At 69.8% G+C, this 20,419-nt stretch carries 18 protein-coding genes and 1 pseudogene; 4 read left to right on the top strand and 15 right to left on the bottom strand.

Annotated features, from left to right (window positions below):
* Position 1: 1 nt before the first annotated feature.
* The 12 genes and pseudogenes from nuoH to mqnC all read right to left on the bottom strand — a co-directional run bounded on the left by nuoH (position 2) and on the right by mqnC (position 13,475).
* Positions 2–1,351: an NADH-quinone oxidoreductase subunit NuoH gene (gene nuoH / locus HDA40_RS24035; protein WP_253759605.1), complete on the bottom strand. Its 1,350-nt coding sequence runs from the start codon at positions 1,349–1,351 to the stop codon at positions 2–4.
* Complete coding sequence (locus HDA40_RS24030; RefSeq protein ID WP_253759603.1) at positions 1,348–3,828, bottom strand: NADH-quinone oxidoreductase subunit G; 2,481 nt, start codon at positions 3,826–3,828, stop codon at positions 1,348–1,350. Before HDA40_RS24030 ends, nuoH begins: the two co-directional genes overlap by 4 nt.
* Complete coding sequence (gene nuoF / locus HDA40_RS24025) at positions 3,828–5,129, bottom strand: NADH-quinone oxidoreductase subunit NuoF (protein ID WP_253759601.1); 1,302 nt, start codon at positions 5,127–5,129, stop codon at positions 3,828–3,830. Before nuoF ends, HDA40_RS24030 begins: the two co-directional genes overlap by 1 nt.
* Positions 5,130–5,143: 14 nt before the next feature.
* Positions 5,144–5,857: pseudogene (gene nuoE, locus HDA40_RS24020) on the bottom strand (NADH-quinone oxidoreductase subunit NuoE); the annotation flags it as partial.
* A 2-nt stretch (positions 5,858–5,859) separates the two neighbouring features.
* Entirely contained in the window at positions 5,860–7,191 is a 1,332-nt protein-coding gene (locus HDA40_RS24015) for an NADH-quinone oxidoreductase subunit D (RefSeq protein WP_253759598.1), read from the bottom strand.
* On the bottom strand, positions 7,188–7,880 hold the full coding sequence (locus tag HDA40_RS24010) for an NADH-quinone oxidoreductase subunit C (RefSeq protein WP_253759596.1): 693 nt from the start codon (positions 7,878–7,880) through the stop codon (positions 7,188–7,190). The genes HDA40_RS24015 and HDA40_RS24010 overlap by 4 nt, the downstream gene beginning before the upstream one ends.
* Positions 7,877–8,536, bottom strand: coding sequence for a NuoB/complex I 20 kDa subunit family protein (locus HDA40_RS24005; RefSeq protein WP_253759594.1), 660 nt, complete (start codon positions 8,534–8,536; stop codon positions 7,877–7,879). Before HDA40_RS24005 ends, HDA40_RS24010 begins: the two co-directional genes overlap by 4 nt.
* 15 nt (positions 8,537–8,551) lie before the next feature.
* A complete protein-coding gene (locus tag HDA40_RS24000) occupies positions 8,552–8,917 on the bottom strand; it encodes an NADH-quinone oxidoreductase subunit A (protein ID WP_253759592.1) in 366 nt (121 codons plus the stop codon).
* Positions 8,918–8,934: 17 nt separating this feature from the next.
* Complete coding sequence (locus tag HDA40_RS23995) at positions 8,935–10,191, bottom strand: geranylgeranyl reductase family protein (RefSeq protein WP_253763771.1); 1,257 nt, start codon at positions 10,189–10,191, stop codon at positions 8,935–8,937.
* 380 nt (positions 10,192–10,571) lie between these two features.
* On the bottom strand, positions 10,572–11,264 hold the full coding sequence (locus HDA40_RS23990) for a demethylmenaquinone methyltransferase (protein ID WP_308197753.1): 693 nt from the start codon (positions 11,262–11,264) through the stop codon (positions 10,572–10,574).
* Positions 11,265–11,299: 35 nt separating this feature from the next.
* Positions 11,300–12,067 (bottom strand): DUF11 domain-containing protein, encoded by a 768-nt coding sequence (locus tag HDA40_RS23985; protein ID WP_253759590.1) that lies wholly within the window; start codon positions 12,065–12,067, stop codon positions 11,300–11,302.
* Positions 12,068–12,284: 217 nt separating this feature from the next.
* Positions 12,285–13,475: a cyclic dehypoxanthinyl futalosine synthase gene (gene mqnC, locus HDA40_RS23980; protein ID WP_253759588.1), complete on the bottom strand. Its 1,191-nt coding sequence runs from the start codon at positions 13,473–13,475 to the stop codon at positions 12,285–12,287.
* A gap of 39 nt (positions 13,476–13,514) precedes the next feature.
* Between mqnC and HDA40_RS23975 the strand changes: the two genes are divergently transcribed.
* The 4 genes from HDA40_RS23975 (at position 13,515) to HDA40_RS23960 (ending at position 17,095) form a co-directional block, all read left to right on the top strand.
* Positions 13,515–14,489, top strand: a complete 975-nt coding sequence (locus tag HDA40_RS23975; protein ID WP_253763768.1) for an aldo/keto reductase — start codon at positions 13,515–13,517, stop codon at positions 14,487–14,489.
* A 5-nt stretch (positions 14,490–14,494) separates the two neighbouring features.
* Positions 14,495–15,448, top strand: a complete 954-nt coding sequence (locus tag HDA40_RS23970; protein ID WP_253759586.1) for an SAM-dependent methyltransferase — start codon at positions 14,495–14,497, stop codon at positions 15,446–15,448.
* A complete protein-coding gene (locus HDA40_RS23965) occupies positions 15,418–15,702 on the top strand; it encodes a hypothetical protein (protein WP_253759584.1) in 285 nt (94 codons plus the stop codon). Before HDA40_RS23970 ends, HDA40_RS23965 begins: the two co-directional genes overlap by 31 nt.
* Positions 15,703–15,778: 76 nt before the next feature.
* Positions 15,779–17,095 carry a hypothetical protein gene (locus HDA40_RS23960; protein ID WP_253759582.1) on the top strand — a complete coding sequence of 439 codons (1,317 nt, stop codon included), beginning with the start codon at positions 15,779–15,781 and terminating at the stop codon, positions 17,093–17,095.
* Positions 17,096–17,122: 27 nt separating this feature from the next.
* Here the strand turns inward: HDA40_RS23960 and HDA40_RS23955 are convergent, their stop codons facing one another.
* The 3 genes from HDA40_RS23955 to HDA40_RS23945 all read right to left on the bottom strand — a co-directional run bounded on the left by HDA40_RS23955 (position 17,123) and on the right by HDA40_RS23945 (position 20,417).
* Positions 17,123–18,271: an NADH-quinone oxidoreductase subunit D gene (locus HDA40_RS23955; protein WP_253759580.1), complete on the bottom strand. Its 1,149-nt coding sequence runs from the start codon at positions 18,269–18,271 to the stop codon at positions 17,123–17,125.
* A 155-nt stretch (positions 18,272–18,426) separates the two neighbouring features.
* On the bottom strand, positions 18,427–19,671 hold the full coding sequence (locus HDA40_RS23950; RefSeq protein WP_253759578.1) for an ABC transporter permease: 1,245 nt from the start codon (positions 19,669–19,671) through the stop codon (positions 18,427–18,429).
* 218 nt (positions 19,672–19,889) lie between these two features.
* Positions 19,890–20,417, bottom strand: coding sequence for a DUF3180 domain-containing protein (locus tag HDA40_RS23945; RefSeq protein ID WP_253759576.1), 528 nt, complete (start codon positions 20,415–20,417; stop codon positions 19,890–19,892).
* Positions 20,418–20,419 lie beyond the last annotated feature (2 nt).

Genomic DNA, 20,419 nt, shown 5'->3' with positions numbered 1-20,419 from the left:
CTCACGCCTCCTTAGCGCCGGAACCCACCGGCTGGTCGTTGTCGGTCTCGGCCGAACCGCGGTCGGCCGAGATCCGCCTCGCCCGGGGGTTGACCGGGACGACCAGGTCCAGCGGCGGCAGCGGGAAGCTTCCCGCCGGGCGCTGCGCGACCTGTTCGGTGAGAGTCATTGGCGTCGGTTCCTTCTTCGACGGCCACAGCAGCGCGACCGCCATCAGGACCACGACCGCGCCGCCCAGCCACAACAGCGTCTGCGTACGCGACGCGTTGCTGTTCTGGAGCGTCTTGATGCCGGCCAGGGCCAGGATCCAGATCAGGTTGGCCGGGATGAGCACCTTCCAGCCGAACCGCATGAACTGGTCGTACCGCAGCCGGGGCAGCGTGCCCCGCAACCAGACGAAGACGAACAGCAGCAACAGAACCTTGATCGTGAACCAGAGCAGCGGGAACCAGTTGTCGTTGGCTCCGTCCCACAAGCTGATCGGCCACGGTGCGCGCCAACCGCCCAGGAAGAGCGTCGTGCACAGCGCGGAGACGGTCACCATGTTGATGTACTCGGCGAGGAAGAACAGCGCGAACTTCAGCGACGAGTACTCGGTGTGGAAACCGCCGACCAGCTCCGACTCGGCCTCGGGGAGGTCGAACGGAGCCCGGTTGGTCTCACCGATCGCGGAGACGAAGTAGATCACGAAGCTCGGCAGCAGCAGGAGCGCGTACCAGCTGGGGGCGGTGAACGACCCGAACTTGGTGCCGTCCGCCTGCGCGGCCACGATCCCCGAGGTGCTCATCGTCCCGGCCGTCATGAAGACCGCCACGATCGACAGGCCCATGGCGACCTCGTAGGAGATCATCTGGGCGCTGGAGCGCAGACCGCCGAGGAGTGGGTAGGTCGAGCCGCTCGCCCAGCCGGCGAGCACCACGCCGTACACGCCCATGCCGGAGCAGGCCAGCACCAGCAGGACCGCCACCGGGATGTCGGTGAGCTGCAACGGCGTCTTCGTGCCGAAGATCGAGACCATCGGGCCGAACGGCATGATCGCGAAGGCGGTGAACGCGCAGACCGTCGAGATCACCGGGGCGATGAAGAACACCACCTTGTCGGCGAGCTTCGGCATGATGTCCTCTTTGAAGGCCAGCTTGAGGCCGTCGGCGAGGGACTGGAGCAGACCGAAGGGACCGTTGCGGTTCGGTCCGGGACGGACCTGCATCCGCGCCACGACCCGCCGCTCGTACCAGATGGCGAACAGCGTCATCACGACGAGGAAGACGAAGATCGCGACGACCTTGACGAGAACCAGCCACCACGGATCTTGGCCGAAGTTCTCCAGGGTCGGATCCTGGGCGAGGATCACTGCGCACCTCCAGCGGCGGTGGTTCCCGCGGCGACCGTGACGACCGCGCCCGAGTGGGCGCCGAGCGTCCGGTTGGCCGTCGAGCCCGGCGAGTTCGCCGGCACCCAGACGACGTCCGCGGGCATGTCGGTGATGAGCGCGGGCAGCGTCACCGAGCCGTGCTCGGTGCTGACCGTGACGAGGTCCCCGTCGGCGACGCCCAGCCCGGTCGCGGTCGCCTTGGCAAGCCGCGCCACGCTCGGGCGGGCGGTGCCCATCAGGACCTCGTCGCCGTCGAGCAGGCTGCCGTTGTCCAGCAGGTAGTGCCACGAGCTGAGGATCGCCGTCCCGGCCGCGAGCGCGGGCCGGGTCGCCGGGGCGTACGTCGGGGCCAGCGGCTGCTCCGCCGCCGTCGCGGGCAGGCTGCCCAACTCCTGGCGTACCGCGGTGACGTCGGCCGTGCCGAGCGTGACGCCCAGCTCGGCGGCGATCGCGTCGAGCACCCGGGCGTCGGCCATCATCGCCGCCGCCTGCCGTCCGCCCTGCGTGGTGGTGAACTCGAAGACCTGGTCGAACGGCCGCAGCCGGCCCTCCCAGTCCACGAACGACCCCGCCTTCTCGGAGGTCGTCGCGACCGGCAGGACCACGTCGGCGTGCCGGGTGACCGCGGTCGCCCGGATCTCCAGGCTGACCAGGAACCCGACCTTCGTCAGGGCCTGCTCGGCCAGCGCCGGATCGGCCAGGTCGCCCGGGTCCACACCGGCCACGACCAGCGCGCCCAATCGCCCGTCGGCGGCCGCCGCGAGCATCGCGTCGGTGTCCCTGCCCGCCTGGCTCGAGATCACGCCCGGCTCCAGGCCCCACAGCTGCGCCAGCTCGGCGCGGGCCGCGGGGTCGGCCACCGGCCGCCCACCCGGCAGCAGGTTCGGCAGGCAGCCCGCGTCGACAGCACCGCGGTCTCCCGCGCGCCGTGGCACCCAGGCCAGCTTCGCACCGGTACGCGCGGCGAACGCGGCCACCGCCGAGAAGCCGCCCGGGACGGTGGCGAGTCGCTCGCCCACGAGGATGACGGTCTCCGCGTCCACGCCGACGATCCGGTCGAGCGCCTCGGGCTCCTCACCCGGGGCGGCGGTGACCAGCGTGCCGGACAGCTTCGCGAGGCCGCGTGTGGCGAACGGAGCGACGCCGGTGACCCGCAGTCGCTTCGCGGTGGCCGCCTTGCGCAGGCGGAGGAAGACGATCGGGCACTCCTCCTCGGGCTCCAGCCCGACGAGCACCACGTGCCGCGCCTTCTCCAGGTCGGCGTAGGTCACCGAGGTCTCCCCGACGACGGTGGAGGCGAGGAAGTCCGCCTCCTCCGCCGACAGCGGCCGAGCCCGGAAGTCCACGTCGTTGGTCGTCAAAGCCACCCGCGCGAACTTCGCGTACGCGTACGCGTCCTCGACGGTCAGCCGGCCGCCGGTCAGGACGCCGACGCCGTGCTCGCCGTCCCGGGCGGCCCGCAGGCCCTCGGCGGCGACCGTCAGCGCCTCGCTCCAGCTGGCCGACCGCAGCTCGCCGGTCTCCTTGTCGCGGACCAGCGGGGTGGTCAGCCGGTCGAACGCGGTGGCGTACTGGAACCCCCACCGGCCCTTGTCGCAGTTCCACTCCTCGTTGACCTGCGCGTCCTCACCGGCCAGGCGCCGCAGCACCTTGCCACGCCGGTGGTCGGTCCGCTGGGAGCAGCCGGCCGAGCAGTGCTCGCACACGCTCGGCGACGACACGAGGTCGAACGGCCGGGCGCGGAACCGGTACTGCGCGCCGGTCAGCGCGCCGACCGGGCAGATCTGCACGGTGTTGCCGGAGAAGTAGGAGTTGAACGGCTCGTCGCCCGCGTCGATCGAGACGCCGTCGCCTTCGCCGCCGTAGAACTCGTCGCGGTAGACGTTGATCTGCTCGGCGGAGGACCGATCCATCAGGTCGATGAACTTGTCCCCGGCGATCTCCTCGGAGAACCGGGTGCAGCGCTGGCAGAGCACGCAGCGCTCGCGGTCCAGCAGCACCTGGCTGGAGATGTTGATCGGCTTGGGGTACTCGCGCTTGTGCTCGTGGAACCGCGAATCCGTCCGGCCGGTGCTCATCGCCTGGTTCTGCAGGGGGCACTCGCCGCCCTTGTCGCACATCGGGCAGTCGAGCGGGTGGTTGATCAGGAGCATCTCCATGATCCCGGACTGCGCCTTCTGCGCGACCTCACTGGTCCGGTGCGTACGCACGACCATGCCGTCGGCGACGGTCTGCGTACAGGAGGCGACCGGCTTGCGCTGCCCCTCGACCTCGACGAGGCACTGACGGCAGGCGCCGGCCGGGGCCAGCAGCGGGTGGTCGCAGAACCGCGGGATGTCGATCCCCATCTTCTCGGCGACCCGGATGAGCAGCGTCCCCTTGGGCGCGGTCACCTCGATCCCGTCGATGGTGAGGGTGACCTCGTCGGTGCTCTTGGCTACTTCGGCGGACGTCATCAGTGAGCACCTGCCAATGCCTTCTCCGAGAGCTTCGGCGCTTTCCGGCCCTCGATGTAGTCCAGGTAATCCTGCTTGAAGTACTGCAAGGAGCTGGTCACCGAGCTGGTGGCGCCGTCGCCGAGACCGCAGAACGAGCGGCCCAGGATGTTGTCGGCGGTGTCGAGCAGGGTGTCCAGGTCCTCGTGCGAGCCCTGGCCGGACAGGATGCGGCGGTAGACGCGCACCATCCAGTAGTTGCCCTCGCGGCAAGGAGTGCACTTACCGCAGGACTCGTGGTGGTAGAACTCCAGCCAGCGGTACGTCGCGTAGACCGGGCAGTCCTGATCGGAGAAGATCTGCGTCGCCGTGGTGCCCAGGATCGATCCGGCCGCCGCGACGCTGTCGAAGTCCAGCGGGACGTCGAGGTGGTCAGCGGTCAGCAACGGCGTCGACGAGCCGCCCGGGGTCCAGAACCGCAGGTTGTGGCCCGGCTGCATGCCGCCGGCCAGTTCGATCAGCTCCCGCAGCGTGACGCCCAGCGAGCACTCGTACTGCCCCGGCTGCTGGATGCGGCCGGACAGCGAGTAGATCATCGGGCCGGACGACTTCTCGGTGCCCATCGTCTTCCACCAGGCCGCGCCGCCCAGCACGATGTACGGGACGCTGGCGATGGTGCCGACGTTGTTCACCACGGTCGGGCAGGCGTACAGGCCGTGCGTCGCCGGGAACGGCGGGCGCAGCCGGGGCTGGCCGCGCATCCCCTCCAGCGAGTCCAGCAGGGCCGTCTCCTCGCCACAGATGTACGCCCCGGCGCCGGAGTGCACCACGAGGTCGAGGTCGAACCCCGAACCCAGGATGTTCTGGCCCAGATACCCCGCCTTGTACGCCTCCTGCACCGCGTGCCGCAGCCGGCGCGCCGCGTGGACGGCTTCACCGCGGATGTAGATGAAGGCGCGGTTGGCGCGGATGGCGTACGAGGCGATGATGGCGCCCTCGACCAGCGCGTGCGGGTCGTAGGTCATCAGCGGCAGGTCCTTACAGGTCCCCGGCTCGCCCTCGTCGGCGTTGATCACCAGGTAGTGCGGCTTGCCGTCGTTCTGCGGGATGAAGCCCCACTTCAGGCCGGTGGGGAACCCGGCGCCGCCGCGTCCTCGCAGACCGGAGTCCTTCACCAACGCGATCAGGTCGTCCGGGTGCACCTTCAGCGCCTTGCGGAGCGCGGCGTACCCGTCGAGCTGCTCGTAGACGTCGAGACGCCAGGCGTCGGGCGACAGCCAGCGCTTGGTGAGGACCGGCGTCAGCTTCTCAAAGACACTCACTTGTTGGCTCCGTTCGCCGCGGAGGGGATCGGCGTGTTGAGGTCGAAGCCGGCCGGGCTGATCCCGTACTGCTGGGCGAGCTTGACGCCCCGCAGAGTCGGCTCTCCCGCGGGACCGTCGGCGACCGCGCCGTCCCGCTCGTCGGCGAAGCCCGCGAGCTGCAGCGCCATCTCCTTGAGCGAGCAGAGCCGCGCGCCCCGGGAGGGCTGCACCGGACGCCCGGCGCTCAGGTCCTCGGTCAGCTGCACCGCCGACTCCGGGTCGAGCCCGTCGACGAAGTCGTAGTTGACCGTGACGACCGGACCGTAGTCGCAGGCCGCCAGGCACTCGGCGTGCTCCAGCGTGATCTTGCCGTCCGGCGTGGTCTCGTCGTGCCCCACGCCGAGGTGGTCGCTGAGCGCGTCGAAGATCGCCTGACCGCCGAGGACGTCGCACATCGTGTTGGTGCAGACGCTGACGAGGTAGTCGCCGGTGGGCCGGCGCTTGTACATCGTGTAGAACGTCGCGACCGCGCCGACCTGGGCCTTGGTCAGGCCGAGCTGCTCGGCGCAGAAGGTGACACCTTCCGGGGAGACGTGACCGTCCTCGTTCTGCACCAGGTGCAGCAGGGGCAGGAGCGCCGAACGCTGCTTGCCCTCGGGGTACCGCGCGACGATCTCCTTCGCCCGCGCGTAGGTCTCGGCAGAGAACACTGACTGCACTCCTGGTTCTTCACCCAAGTGGCTCATCACTACCGGTCACACCCTCCCATGACGGGGTCGAGCGACGCCCCGCCGGCGATCACGTCGGCCAGCAGACCACCCTCGGCCATCGCGGGGATGGCCTGCAGGTTCACGAAGCTGGGTTCGCGGTAATGCACGCGATAGGGGCGGGTGCCGCCGTCGGAGACGACGTGCGCGCCCAGCTCGCCACGCGGACCCTCGACCGGGACGTAGACCTGCCCGGCCGGGACGCGGAAGCCTTCGGTGACCAGCTTGAAGTGGTGGATCAGCGATTCCATCGACTGACCCATGATCTTCGCGACGTGGTTCAGCGAGTTGCCCATGCCGTCCAGGCCGACGGCCAGCTGGGCGGGCCACGCGATCTTCTTGTCCGCCACGATGACCGGGCCGGGCTTGAGCCGGCCCAGCGCCTGCTCGATGATCTTCAGCGATTCCCGCATCTCGTTGATGCGCACCAGGTACCGCGCGTAGACGTCGGCCTCCTGCTGCGTCGGCACGTCGAACTCGTAGGTCTCGTACCCGCAGTAGGGCTGCGTCTTGCGGAGGTCCCAGGCCAGGCCGGCGCTGCGGAGCACCGGGCCGGTGATGCCCAGCGCCAGACAGCCGGTGACGTCGAGGACCGCGACCCCCTGCGTACGCTGCAACCAGATCGGCTGGTCGGACAGCAGGTTCTCGTAGTCCTTGATGCGCTTCGGCATGAAGTCGAGCAGCTCGCGGATCTTCTTGATCGCCTCCGGCGGAACGTCCTGGGCCACCCCGCCAGGCCGCACGTACGCCATGTTCATCCGCAGGCCGCTGATCAGCTCGAAGATGTCCAGGACGAACTCCCGCTCGCGGAAGCCGTAGATCATCATCGAGAGCGCGCCCAGCTCCATGCCGGTGGTGGCCAGCCAGACCAGGTGCGACGAGAGCCGGTTCAGCTCCATCATCAGCACGCGGATCGTGGTCGCCCGCTCCGGGATGTCGTCGGTGATGCCGAGCAGCTTCTCCACCGCGAGGCAGTACGCCGTCTCGTTGAAGATCGGCGCCAGGTAGTCCATCCGGGTCACGAAGGTCGTGCCCTGGGTCCACGTCCGGAACTCGAGGTTCTTCTCGATCCCGGTGTGCAGGTAGCCGATGACGGTACGGGCGTCGGTGACCGTCTCGCCTTCCAACTCGAGGACGAGCCGCAGCACGCCGTGGGTCGACGGGTGCTGCGGACCCATGTTGACCACGATCCGCTCGTCATGGATCGGGTCCACGCCGCTGACCACGTCGTTCCAGTCGCCACCGGTGACGGTGAAGACCTTGCCCTGGGTGGTCTCGCGCTCCGGCGCGTAAGTGTCGTAACTACTAGTCATCGGTAGGACCTCCGCTGGTCCGGCGGTGGAATCTCGGCGCCCTTGTACTCGACCGGCACACCGCCGAGCGGGTAGTCCTTGCGCTGCGGGTGGCCCTCCCAGTCGTCCGGCATGAGGATCCGGGTGAGGTTGGGGTGGCCGTCGAAGATGATCCCGAACATGTCGTAGGTCTCCCGCTCCTGCCAGTCGGCGGTCGGGTAGACGCTGGTGACGCTCGGCAGGTGCGGCTCCTCGGCAGTGACCGCGCACTCCAGCCGGATACGCCGGCGGTAGGTCATCGAGGTCAGGTGGTAGACGGCGTGCAGCCGGCGGTCCTGGGCGGGATAGTCCACACCCGACACCGACGAGCACAGCTCGTACCGCAGACCCTCGTCGTCGCGGAGGGTGCGGCACACGTCCGCGATGGCCTCCGGCTTGACGTGCAGGGTCAGCTCACCGCGGTCGACCACGATGCGCTCGATCACCTCGTCGAACGAGGCGAACGCGGGCTCGACCTCGCCCTCGGGCCGCTCGCCGCCGCTGAGCGCGTCGGCCAGGCCGTCGAGGACCTCGTCGAACTCCTCCACGCCGACCGGACGGCCGAGCGAGGCGGGTACGCCCGCCTTGCGTACCAGTCCGCCGAAGCCGGACGTGTCACCGCTGCCGCTGACCCCGAACAGGCCGCGGCCGCCGCTGACGGACTCCGTCATTTCGCCACCTCCCGCTGCATCCAGTTCGAGATGCGCAGCTGCTCTTCCGTGCCCTCGGCGACGGCCTTCTCCCAAGCGGCCCGCTTCTGCTTGTCGAAGCGGTAGCTGGAGGGCATCGAACCGGGCTTGACGATCGGGCCACGGCCTTCAGCGATCTTGGCTTCGATCGACTTGGCCCGCCGGTCGCCGAGCGGCTCGGCCATGACCTTCTCGTGCAGCTTGAGGATCGCGTCGATCAGCATCTCGGGCCGCGGCGGGCAGCCGGGCAGATACATGTCGACCGGCACGACGTGGTCCACGCCCTGAACGATCGCGTAGTTGTTGAACATGCCGCCGCTGGAAGCGCAGACGCCCATGGAGAGCACCCACTTCGGCTCCGGCATCTGGTCGTAGATCTGGCGCAGGACGGGAGCCATCTTCTGGCTCACCCGACCGGCCACGATCATCAGGTCGGCCTGCCGCGGCGAGGCCCGGAAGACCTCCATGCCGAACCGGGCCAGGTCGTAGCGGGCGGCGCCGGTCGCCATCATCTCGATCGCGCAGCAGGCCAGGCCGAAGGTCGCCGGCCAGAAGCTCGCCTTGCGCGACCAGTTCACCAGCTTCTCCACGGTGGTCAGCAGGACCCCGTTCGGAAGCAGCTTCTCCTCGATACCCATGGCTCGCCCTGTCCCCTAGTCCCAGTCCAGGCCGCCGCGCCGCCAGACATAGGCGTACGCGATGAAGACCGTGCCGATGAAGAGAACCATCTCCACGAAGCCGAAGACGCCCAGCCGATCGAAGCTGACCGCCCACGGGTAGAGGAAGATGATCTCGATGTCGAAGACGATGAAGAGCATCGCGGTCAGGTAGAACTTGACCGGGAAGCGTCCACCGCCGATCGGTTGCGGCGTCGGCTCGATCCCGCACTCGTAGGCGTCGAGCTTGGCCTTGTTGTAACGGCGGGGACCGACGAACGGCGCGATCACCACCGAGAAGAGGGCGAACGCCGCCGCGAGGGCGAACAGCCCGACTATCGGTACGTATGGCGAGAGCGACATTGCTCGACGTCCCTTCCCTACACCGCCGGGGCTACCCGGCTCAGGCCGTTGATGATCCGATCCATCGCGTCGCCGCCGCGTGGGTCGGTGAGGTTGGCCAGAAGCTTCAGAACGAAGCGCATCAGCGTCGGATGCGGCATGCCGTGCTTCGTCGCCAGCTTCATGACCTGCGGATTTCCGATGAGCTTCACGAACATCCCGCCGAGCCGGTAGTAGCCGCCGTAGCGGATCTTCAGCTCCTGCGGGTACGCCTGGAGAGCACGCTCGCGGTCCGGACCCTCGGGCCGGGCGAGCGCCTGCGTCACGATCTCGGCGGCCAGTGCACCCGACTCCATCGCGTACGCGATGCCTTCGCCGTTGAAGGGGTTCACCATGCCGCCGGAGTCCCCGACGAGCAGTACGCCCCGCGTGTAGTGCGGCGTGCGGTTGAAGCCCATCGGCAGGGCGGCGCCCATGATCGGGCCGTCGGCGTTGGCCTCGTCCCGCATCCCCCAGTCCTCGGGGGTGCTGCCCATCCAGTCGATCAGCAGCTGGCGGTAGTTGGTCTTGCCGTACGCGACGGAGCTGTTCAGGACGCCGAGGCCGACGTTGACCCGGCCGTCCCCCATCCCGAAGATCCAGCCGTAGCCGGGCAGCAGCTTGTCGCCGCCTTCCCGGCTGCGCAGTTCCAGCCAGGACTCCAGGTAGTCGTCGTCGTGCTTGGCGGGGCTGCGGTAGTAGCGGCGGACCGCCACGCCCATCGGGCGGTCCTCCCGCTTGGCCACGCCCAGCGCCAGCGGGAACCGCCCGCTCACGCCGTCCGCCGCGATCACGAGCGGGGCGCGGTAGGTGACCTCGCCCTCCGGCGTCTTGGCCGTCACGCCCACGACGCGGTCGGCGGCGTCCAGCACCGGCGCGATCACGTTGTTGTTGACGAGCAGCTTCGCGCCGGCCGCCACCGCCTGCCGCGCCAGCAGGTCGTCGAAGTCCATCCGGGTACGCGTCAGGCCGTAGTTCGGGAAGCTGGCCAGCTCCGGCCAGTCCAGCTCCAGGCGGATGCCGCCGCCGATGACCCGCAGTCCCTTGTTGTGCAGCCAGCCCTGCTCCGGGCCGACGTCCACGCCCATGTCGATCAGCTGCTTGACGGCCCGTGGGGTCAGTCCGTCGCCGCAGACCTTCTCGCGGGGGAATTCGGTCTTCTCCAGCAGCAGGACGTTCACGCCGTGCTTGGCCAGGTGGTAGGCGGTCGCTGAACCGCCCGGACCTGCACCGACGACGATCACGTCGGCGTCCATATCAGTCGTGGTCACGGTCACCTCCACCGCTGAACACGCTCGTGAAACTCTTCACAAGCTCGGCTCAGGCGCACTCTAGTACCGCTTCTGTGAACGCGTGTGACTTAGGTTGCCCTTACCAGTGAGCTTGCTCTCGTTTCCGCAGCTCAAGATCCGGGACGCTCCGAACGCTTGTCCAGTTCGCGAGGAATGCGTGTTTCATACTGTGGGCGACCTACTAAGTTGACTGACCGTTTCTCAGCTCGGCTTTCTCTCGACGAAGGCTCAGCCTCTTCCGCCGCGGCCGCTTCAAGATCCGCGACCCGAACCGGCTCCTCACCGAATCCGCCGCCGAGATTTCCGAGTACTCCCACACCCCGTCCAACGGGCGTACCGGCAGGTCAGACGCGGACAGCGCGATGCAGAGAAGCGATGCCGCCGGTCAGGTTGCGCCAGCCGACCTTCGTCCAGCCGCTCGCGGCGATCACCTCGGCCAAGCTCGACTGGTTGTGCCAGGCCCGGATCGACTCCGCCAGATACACATACGCGTCCGGATTGGACGCGACCTTGCGGGCGACGACGGGCAGGCTACGCATCAAATAGGACAGGTACACAGTGCGGAAGACCGGCACGGTGGGGTGGGAGAACTCACACACCACGAGCCGGCCGCCGGGCTTGGTCACACGGGCCATCTCCCGCAGCGCCGCCGCGGTGTCGTTGACGTTGCGCAGGGCGAAGGAAATGGTCACCGCGTCGAAGGAGGCGTCGGCGAAGGGCAGCGCCAAGGCGTCCCCGGCGACCAACGGCACGTGCGGGCGTACTCGCCGGCCGACGCCGAGCATGCCCAGCGAGATGTCCGCCCCGACCGCGTACGCCCCGGACCGACCCAGATCCACGGTGGAGATCCCGGTGCCCGCCCCGAGGTCGAGCACCCGCTCCCCCGGCCGCAGATCGAGCGCGGCGGCCGTCGCCTTCCGCCAGGACCGATCCTGGCCGAACGAGAGGATCGTGTTGGTGCGGTCATAGCGGTCGGCCACACCGTCGAACATCTCGGCGATCTCGTGCCGGTCCTTGTCCAGGTCTGCGCGGGTCACGTCCCCCACTCTACGCAGGAGGTACGCCGCACCGATCAGCGGTAGATCGGCCCGGTGGCGTCGTCGGCGTCGTCGTCGGGATCCTTGCGCAGCATCCACCACAGCAGCAGGCCGCCCAGCGAGACGAGCACGGCGCCACCTCCGATCACGAGCACGGAGCCGAGGCCCAACCCGCCGACGGTGTCCTGCGGCATGGTCGCCGGCTGCGGGCTGTCGTCCGGGCTGCTCGTCTCGTCCGTGAACTCCTCAGTGGCGTCGACGGTCGGTTCGTCGGACGGCGTCGGGGACACCTTGGACTTCGTCGGCCTCGGCGACGCGGTCGTGTCCGAACCGGAGCAGTTACGGGGACGGCCGTCGACGGCCACCCGCACCGCGGCGGTGTTGTTGCCCGGCCGAGGGTCGTCGGCGTAACTGATCACCAACGCGCCACACCCCGTGGGTGCGCTGTCGATCCGCAGCCGCAGCGTCAACTGCCGCCGGGCGCCGTCCGCCAACGCGGCGCTGTACGCACAGCGGGCGTGCGTACCGGACGCGGGTTGGCAGATGCCGCCGCCGGTGCTGACGATGCGCGTACCGGGTGGGGCGGTGAAGTCCACCGTGTAGGTGAGTGGAGCGGCGCTCTGCGGACCGTTGTTACGCAGCACGTATCGGACGTCGACCGCCTGGCCGACCCGTCCGCCGACCGCCGAGGCGGACACCGCTAGATCGGCTGTCGTCGGTGCGGCGTACGCCGTCGCGGCTCCCGTCGCCAGCCCGGCGACGAGCGCCGCCGCGGCTGCGGCCAGCACTCTGCGCATCCACATGGTCCGCTCCCTGAGAGGTGATGACGGACAGTATCACCCGAGTGTCACAGGTCGGCCGGGACCGCGCCCCGCCTGCGGATACGCCACAGAATTCCGATTCCGGCGGCCGGCAGGGCGACGCTCACGGCGACCGCCACGGCCACCCGGCCGTCGTGCACTTCTGCGTCACGTGGCGAGCTTGCCGACGAAGTGGGCTCAGTACGCGGCCCCGCCGCGATCAGTGCGCCTCCACCAGCGGAAGCGCCTTGCCGACGCCGCCGCCCGGGAGGGCGATCGAGGAGAAGTGCGAGGTGACGCGGTCGTCGGTCGGGTCGTCGGCCGGCGTCCAGTGCACCTGGAGGTGGTTGTAGAGGGTGTCCCGCTGCGCCGGGATGCGACCGGCGGTGCGGATCATCCAGATCAGCTCCTGCAGGTTGGAGCGGTGGCGCGCACCTGCCGAGGAGATGACGTTCTCCTCGAGCATGATCGAGCCGAGGTCGTCCACACCCATGTGGAGCGCCAGCTGGCCGGCGTCCTTACCGGTGGTCAGCCACGAGGCTTGCAGGTGGTTGACGTTGTCGAAGAACAGCCGGGCCACCGCGATGAGCCGCAGGTACTCCAGCGTCGTGGCCTGCGTACGCCCCTTGAGGTGGTTGTTCTCCGGCTGGTAGGTCCACGGGATGAAAGCCCGGAAGCCGCCGGTGCGGTCCTGCACGTCCCGGATCATTCGCATGTGCTCGATCCGCTCGGCGTTGGTCTCGCCGGTGCCCATCATCATGGTGGCGGTCGACTCCACACCGTGCTGGTGGGCCACCTCCATGACCTCCAGCCAGCGCGCGCCCGACTCCTTCAGCGGCGCGATCGCCTGACGCGGCCGGTCGGGCAGCATCTCCGCGCCTGCTCCAGCGATGGAGTCCAGGCCGGCGGCCTTGATCCGGATGACGGCGTCCTCGATCGAGACCCCGCTGACCTTGGCCATGTGCAGGATCTCGCTCGGGCCGATCGAGTGGATCGCCAGCTGCGGGTACGCCTGCTTCACCGAGGAGAACAGCTCCTCGTAGTACTCGACCCCGTAGTCGGGGTGGTGGCCGCCCTGGAGCATGACCTGCGTCGCGCCGAGGTCGACCGCTTCGCCGCAGCGGCGCAGGATCTCCTCCATCGGGTGCGACCAGCCCTCGGCGTGCTTGGGCGCGCGGAAGAAGGCACAGAACTTGCACGCCGTCACGCAGACGTTCGTGTAATTGATGTTCCGGTCGATGAGGTAGGTCACAATGCCATCGGGGTATCTCCGGCGGCGTACGGCGTCCGCGGCCTCGCCCAGCGGGTGCAGCGGCGCGTCGGTGTAGAGGAGCAGGGCCTCGTCCGGACTGATCCGACCGCCATCGGCCGCACGCTGCAGAATGCTGTCGATCTGTTGAACGCTCGTCACATCCCGAAGACTACAGGTAGGTTTTCGATCATGGCTGCCATGCGCTACCGCCGCTTGGGCGACTCCGGTCTGGTGGTCTCAGTCGTCGGACTGGGATGCAACAACTTCGGCCGGAAGCTGAACGCCGAGGAGACCCGCGCGGTCGTCGACGCCGCGATCGACGTGGGGGTGACCTTCTTCGACGCCGCCGACGTCTACGGCACCCCGCGTGGGACCTGCGAGATGTTCCTCGGCGAGGCGCTCAAGGGCCGCCGCGACAGCGTCGTGCTGGCCACCAAGTTCGGAATGGACATGGGCGCCGGAGCGGGCGACCCGCGCTCGGCCGACGGCGCGCGGGGCTCCCGGCGGTACATCCTGAAAGCGGTGGAGGACTCGCTGCGCCGGTTGCAGACCGACTACCTCGACCTCTACCAGTTCCACTATCCCGACCCGGCCACGCCGATCGAGGAGACCCTTCGCGCTCTCGACGACCTGGTCCGCCAGGGCAAGGTCCGGTACCTCGGCTCCTCGCAGTTCGCGAGCTGGCAGGTCACCGACGCCGCGTGGACGGCGAAGACCGCCGGGCTGACCCCGTTCATCAGCACGCAGCAGCAGTACAACTGGCTCACCCGCAAGCCCGAGGCCGAGCTGCTGCCCGCCTGCGAGCGGGCCGGCGTCGGCTTCATCCCGTTCTTCCCGCTCCAGTCCGGACTGCTCACCGGGGTCTACCACCGGGATCAGACCCCGCCGGCAGGCTCGCGGATGGCCGACGACCGCTACGCGGCCTGGCTGAAGGCGGCGGACTGGGACACCGTCGAGGGGCTCCGGGCGTACGCGGACGAGGCGGGCGTGTCGATGTTGGAGATCGCCATCGGCGGGCTCGCGGCCAAGCCGGGCGTCGCCACGGTGATCGCCGGCGCGACCTCTCCCCAGCAGGTACGCGCGAACGCACAGGCGGGCGGGTGGATCCCCAGTGCGGCGGAGCTGGAGCGATTGGACGCGATCACCGCGGGCACGCTGGGCACCGGCCGGTAGCCGCCGTGGCGGTCCGGCTCCGGGAGGCGATGGCGGCCGCGCTCTACGGAGCGGACGGGTTCTTCCGGCGTGAGCGTCCGGCCGATCACTTCCGGACCAGCGTGACCGCCTCACCGGTGTTCGCCACGGCGATCGCCCATCTCGTCGCCGGGGTGGACAAGGCGCTCGGGCACCCCGACGTGCTCACCGTCGTGGACGTCGGCGCCGGGCGCGGTGAACTGCTCTCCCAGGTGTACGCGCTGATCGGGCGGGATTCCCGAGTACGCCCGGTCGCCGTCGAGCTGGCCGATCGCCCGGCCGGCCTCGATCCCGGCATCGACTGGCGCCCGGAGCTGCCGGAGGAGTTCACCGGGCTGCTCATCGCCACCGAGTGGCTCGACAACGTCCCGCTCGACGTGGCCGTCGTCGACCCGGACGGCGTCCCGCGTTACCTCCTCGACGACGGCAGCCTCGGTACGCCCCTCGACCCGGCCGACGCCCAGTGGACCGACGAATGGTGGCCGCTGCACGACCCCGGCGACACCGCCGAGATCGGGCTGCCCCGGGACCGGGCCTGGGCCGACGCCGTCAGCCGGTTGACCGCCGGACTGGCCGTCGCGATCGACTACGGCCACACCCGGGCCGACCGGCGGCCGACGCTCACCGGTTTCCGGGACGGCCGCGAGGTCGAGCCCCGGTTCGACGGGAGCACCGACATCACCGCGCATGTGGCGGTCGATGCTTTGGGCGTACCAGTGCTGAGGCAGCGGGAGGCCCTCGCGACCCTCGGTGTCGACGGGGCCCGGCCACCCCTGGACCTGGCGACCGCCGACCCCGCCGGGTATCTGCGGGCGTTGAGCGGCGCGAGCCAGGCGGCGGAACTCCTGGCCGAGGGCGGTTTGGGAGATCACTGGTGGGCCGTTCAGACGGTGACCATAGAGTGGACACCATGGCGACTTTCGCAGAGTTGGACGCGCTGACCACCGAAGAGCTGCGCGACCGGGCCTTCGACTTGGCCCAGGAACGGCGCGACCTCGGCTTCTTCGTGGACCTCGCGCAGCACCTCCCGTCGGCCGGCGACGCGGAGCAGGGCGACGACTCGCTGGGCGACATCGGCCCGCAGATCGACGACTACTACAACATGTGGCGCGAGCTGAAGGGCCACGACTACGGCGATCTCGAACCGCTCATCCGGGCGCGCTTCATCGACTACCTGATGTCCCCCGAAAGCTGACAAAGTCCGGATTCCGGGCGGCGACGCGACCTGCCGGCAGTGACATTCGCCGCCCCTGTCGGTAGGCTGACCTGCCATGCCGGCCTCCTCCGAGTCCCCCGAACGGCAGAACGTCAAGCTGCCCACCGGCCTGCTCTGGGCCGGGGTGGGTGTCGCACCGCTCGCCGCGTTGGCCCTGCTGATCGGCAGTGGCGACCGTTCGCTGCGGGCCGCCATCGGCCTCGCGCTGCTCGCCGTCGTCCTGATCGGACTGGCGATCGTGCTGCGCCCGGCGCCGGACTCGGTGAAGGTCGAACTCGAGGACACCATCTACGACGAGATCGACGTGGTGCGCGAGGACGTCCGCAACGACATCACCACCGCGGCGCGGGCGACACATCGGGCCTTCGCCGAGCGGTTCCAGCACCTGCAGGAAACCGTCGACCAGCTCCGCGCGCAGGTCGAGGCGATGCGCGGCGAGCTGGCCCGTGGTTCGGCCCAGTCGCCGTCGCCCCATCCGGCGTCCCCACGTCCGGGCACCGTGAGCGGTTCGGTCCCGGCCGGCGTCGTCCGGCATACCGAGACCGTGCAGGTCACCACCCGGTCCACGATCGTCGACCCGCACATCGATCCGCACGCCGAGGAGCAGCCGCACGCCGGGCGGGCCACTCCGCCGGCACCGGCCTGGGCCGACGCCCAGCAGGCCCCGCCCGCGCGATCCGGTGGCCGTCGTCGCGCCGAGGACGACGAGCGCTGGCCCGGGTACGCCTCGGCCGGGGCGTACCCGGCGCAACCGGCTCGGCCTGCCTACCCGGACGAGTACGGCGAGTCCTGGACCGAGCAGCAGCTGCGCAACCGGCTCGCCGAGCCGACGTCGCCCCCGGCGCCGCCGCGTGAGCCGCTGCTGTCACATGAGGACAACCCCCGCGACCGGTGGAGCCGACAGGCGATGCAGGACCAGTCCGGTCCCAGTGCGGGCCAGCGACGTCACGAAGCGGCTCCCGTCGAGGCCGACTGGTCCCGCGTACAGGCCGGCGACCGGTGGGCCGCCGTCCGCAACGACGACCGGGGCGCTGAACTGCGCATGGGCGAGCGCCGGGCCTCGATGCACTCCGACGAGAACGGCTCCGAGATGCGGATCGAGGACCGCTGGGCGGCCATCCGCCGCGACGAGCCGGTTCGGCGTGACGGACCCGTTCGGCGTGACGAGCCCGTTCGGCGTGACGAGCCCGTTCACCGGGACGAACCGCGGGCGGGCCGCTCCGACTCCTGGGACGGCGACCGCTGGAACGACCAGCGAGGACCGCGGGCGCTGCCCGCCCAGAACGACGAACCGTCGGTCGCGGAGTGGCTGAACCAGTGGCCGGCTCGGGAGCAGGAACCCCGGCGCCGCCGGTACGCCGACGACTACTGAGTTCCTAGGTGTCGCTGCTCGGCGGCCCTACTTGTCGATGTCGCCGACGACGAAGAACATCGAGCCGAGGATCGCCACCAGGTCCGGAATCAGGCAGCCGGGCAACAACGTCGACAGCGCCTGGACATTGGCGTACGAGGCGGTCCGCAGCTTCAACCGCCACGGCGTCTTCTCCCCGTGGGAGACCAGGTAGTAGCCGTTGACTCCGAGCGGGTTCTCCGTCCAGGCGTACGTGTGGCCCTCGGGAGCCTTCACCACCTTGGGCAGCCGCACGTTGACCGGACCGGACGTGCGGTCCAGCCGATCCAGGCACTGCTCGGCCAGGTCGAGCGAGACGTAGACCTGATCCAGCAGCACCTCGAACCGGGCGTGGCAGTCCCCCGTCGTACGCGTCACGACCGGCACGTCCAGCTGGTCGTACGCGAGATAGGGGTCGTCACGCCGCAGGTCGAAGTCCAGTCCACTGGCCCGGCCGACCGGCCCGGACGCCCCGTACGCCGCCGCCTGCTCAGCGCTGAGCACCCCCACGCCGACCGTACGCGCCATGAAGATCTCGTTCTTGCGGATCAAGTTGTCGAGGTCGGGCATGCGACGGCGGACGTCGTCGATCGCCTGCCGCGCCCGCCGGGACCAGCCCGCCGGGACCTCCTCCTTCACCCCGCCGACGCGGTTGAACATGTAGTGCATGCGGCCGCCGGAGACCTCCTCCATGACGACCTGGAGGACCTCCCGCTCGCGGAAGGCGTAGAAGACCGGACTGATCGCGCCCAACTCCAGCGGATACGACCCGAGGAACATCAGGTGGCTGAGCACCCGATTCAGCTCGGCCAGCGCCATCCGCAGCCAGATCGCCCGCTCCGGGACCTCGATGCCCATGAGCCGCTCGACCGCGAGGACCACCCCGAGTTCGTTGGAGAACGCGCTGAGCCAGTCATGCCGGTTCGCCAACACGATGATCTGCCGGTAGTCGCGTACCTCGAAGAGCTTCTCGGCCCCGCGATGCATGTAGCCGATGATCGGCTCGGCGGTGACGACGCGTTCGCCGTCCACCGTGAGCTTGAGCCGCAGCACACCGTGCGTCGAGGGGTGTTGCGGGCCGATGTTGAGGACCATGTCCTCGGTCTCGATCCCGGTCCCCGTGCCGACCGTCAGCTCGCGCAGGCCCGACTCCGTCATGCGCTGAGCCTACTCACCCCCAGGTCGCCCCCGTCCGCACGCCGCCGCCTTCGCGTTGGCGGCAGATCAGGGATATGCATGCGATCTTGGGCTCGGGAATCATGCGTAACCGTGATCCGCAGCAAACCCGCACCCATCCGCGCGGGGATAGGGGGTCAGCGGCCGGCGCCCCAGCGGTCGTCCTGCCACGGGTCGGGCCGGTTGACCGTCGGCTGCGTCGGCAATGACGCCGACCATGATCCTGTGTCCGCGCCGCCCCAGCTGGTGCCACCGGTCCAGGTCGAGGTGGACTCCGAAGTCCACGTCTCCTCGTCCGGGGTCAGCAGCGGCTTGCCGAACGTCTCGACGAGCCGGGTGACGACGAGTCCGGCCGCGATGGTGACCGCGGCGACGGCGTACGGCGAGAGCCGCCAGTCGGCCGCCTCGCCGAACCGGATGACCAGCGAGACCACGATGGTCGCGAGGACGGTGCCGAAGACGCCACCCCGCCGGCCGAAGGCGCTCACCCCGCCGACCAGTGCGACGCCGATCGCGAGGCCGGTCCATTCCATCCCGAGGTCCGGCTGGACGCTGCTGTTCAGGCCGGCGATGAGGATGCCGGCCACGGCGGCCAGCACCGTCGAGCTGACGACCGCGACCCCAGTGACCAGGGCGGCGAAGAATCCGCGGCGGGCCGCGGGGTCGCCGACCGGGCGGAAGCGGCCGACGCCGCGGCGTAACGGCCGGATCGCGCACAGGGCGGCGCCGAGGATGGACGCGGCCGCGAAGCCGCCGAAGTAGTACCAGGACCGGTCGGTCGGGTCGAACTCGCCCGCGACCGTGATCGGCGCGGCGTGCTTCTGGATCCAGACGATCACCACGAGCGCGCCCGCGAGGCTCGCCGCCCAGCCCGGCACCTGGAAGCCGACCACGAGGACCGCGATCACCAACCCGACCAGGGCTGCGAGGCCCACGATCTTCGGCCCGGCCGCGCTCACGCCGGCGTTGCCCTGCTCCGCGAACGACATCGCCGCCGCGACCGCCACGGGCCCGATGGCCAGGTTCGGGGCGGCCGCGCGCAAGGAGGCCGCGGCGCCGAACGCCAGCAGGCCGAGGGCGGCCGCGAAGACGACGAGTTCCCGCAGGTTCTGCCCGGTCACCGCCGACTTGTGCTGGCTGTAGATCAGGAAGCCGAGGACGCCGGCCCCGATGAGCAGGATCGCCTCCCAGGCGAAGTGCACCGCCATGCGGTCACGACCGGGGTCGCCGTGCGTCGGGTCGTCGAAGATGTCGTCCAGGGGTCCGGAGGAGGCCCGCACCGGCGGGATCGAGCCGGTCGACGTCGACGTGCGGAAATCGGGCTCCTCGCGGAATCCCGGCTCGCCGCGAAATCGCGTGTTGTCGCCGTCGTCGTAAGGCATCGGGAGCCGCCTCCATCGGGTCCGGCCGCGGGGGCAGCCGTCGAGCGGCCGTCATGACCGCAGGCGGCCGTGGAGTGCGGGCCGCCACAGGCTGCGAACCTACCGGGTGAGCGCCGTTCGCAAAAGCCCCTCGACCGCGTCCGATTCCCGATCGAAGAGAGCTGGGAGCGCTGCGTCGCCATACCCCGAGTGGGTCGCTCGGCGGGCCGAACGGTGGATCAGGCGGGAGTGCGCCGTCCGGTCTCGCCGTTACGGCCGTTCTCCCCGTTGTGCTCGTCCTTGTCGTCGGGCTGCTTCGGCACGCGGCAGGAGTGCTCCAGCCACAGCGCGGCCGCGATGAGCATCAGCGAGGCCACGAACGCCCCGATCGCCGGCGGCAGGTCGTGCTGCGCCGCCGCCAACCGGCCACGCTCCATGAGCAGCCAGATCAGCAGTCCGCCGGTGAACCCCGCGAAGATCGATCCGGCCAGCGAGGACGCCTTGGCCAGCACGACGTAGCGCGCGACCAGCAGCGGCTCCACCGGCGGGCGGCCCGGCTTACGGGCGATCCGGGCCCGGGTGTTGTTCGCCAGGACCGCCTCGAACAACGCCAGCAGCGCCAGCGTCACCGCGGGGATCCAGGGCAGCGCCGGCATCTCCCCGTACCAGGTACTGATCACGAACCAGGCCGTCGCAGCCGAGAGCAGGCCGGCCACGATCAACGTCGCCGGGTTGGTCGGCCGCAGCGATGGCTTCGGCTCGGTCATGC

Source organism: Hamadaea flava, assembly GCF_024172085.1.
GTDB lineage: Bacteria > Actinomycetota > Actinomycetes > Mycobacteriales > Micromonosporaceae > Hamadaea > Hamadaea flava.
This window is presented reverse-complemented; position numbering and strand designations above follow the sequence as displayed.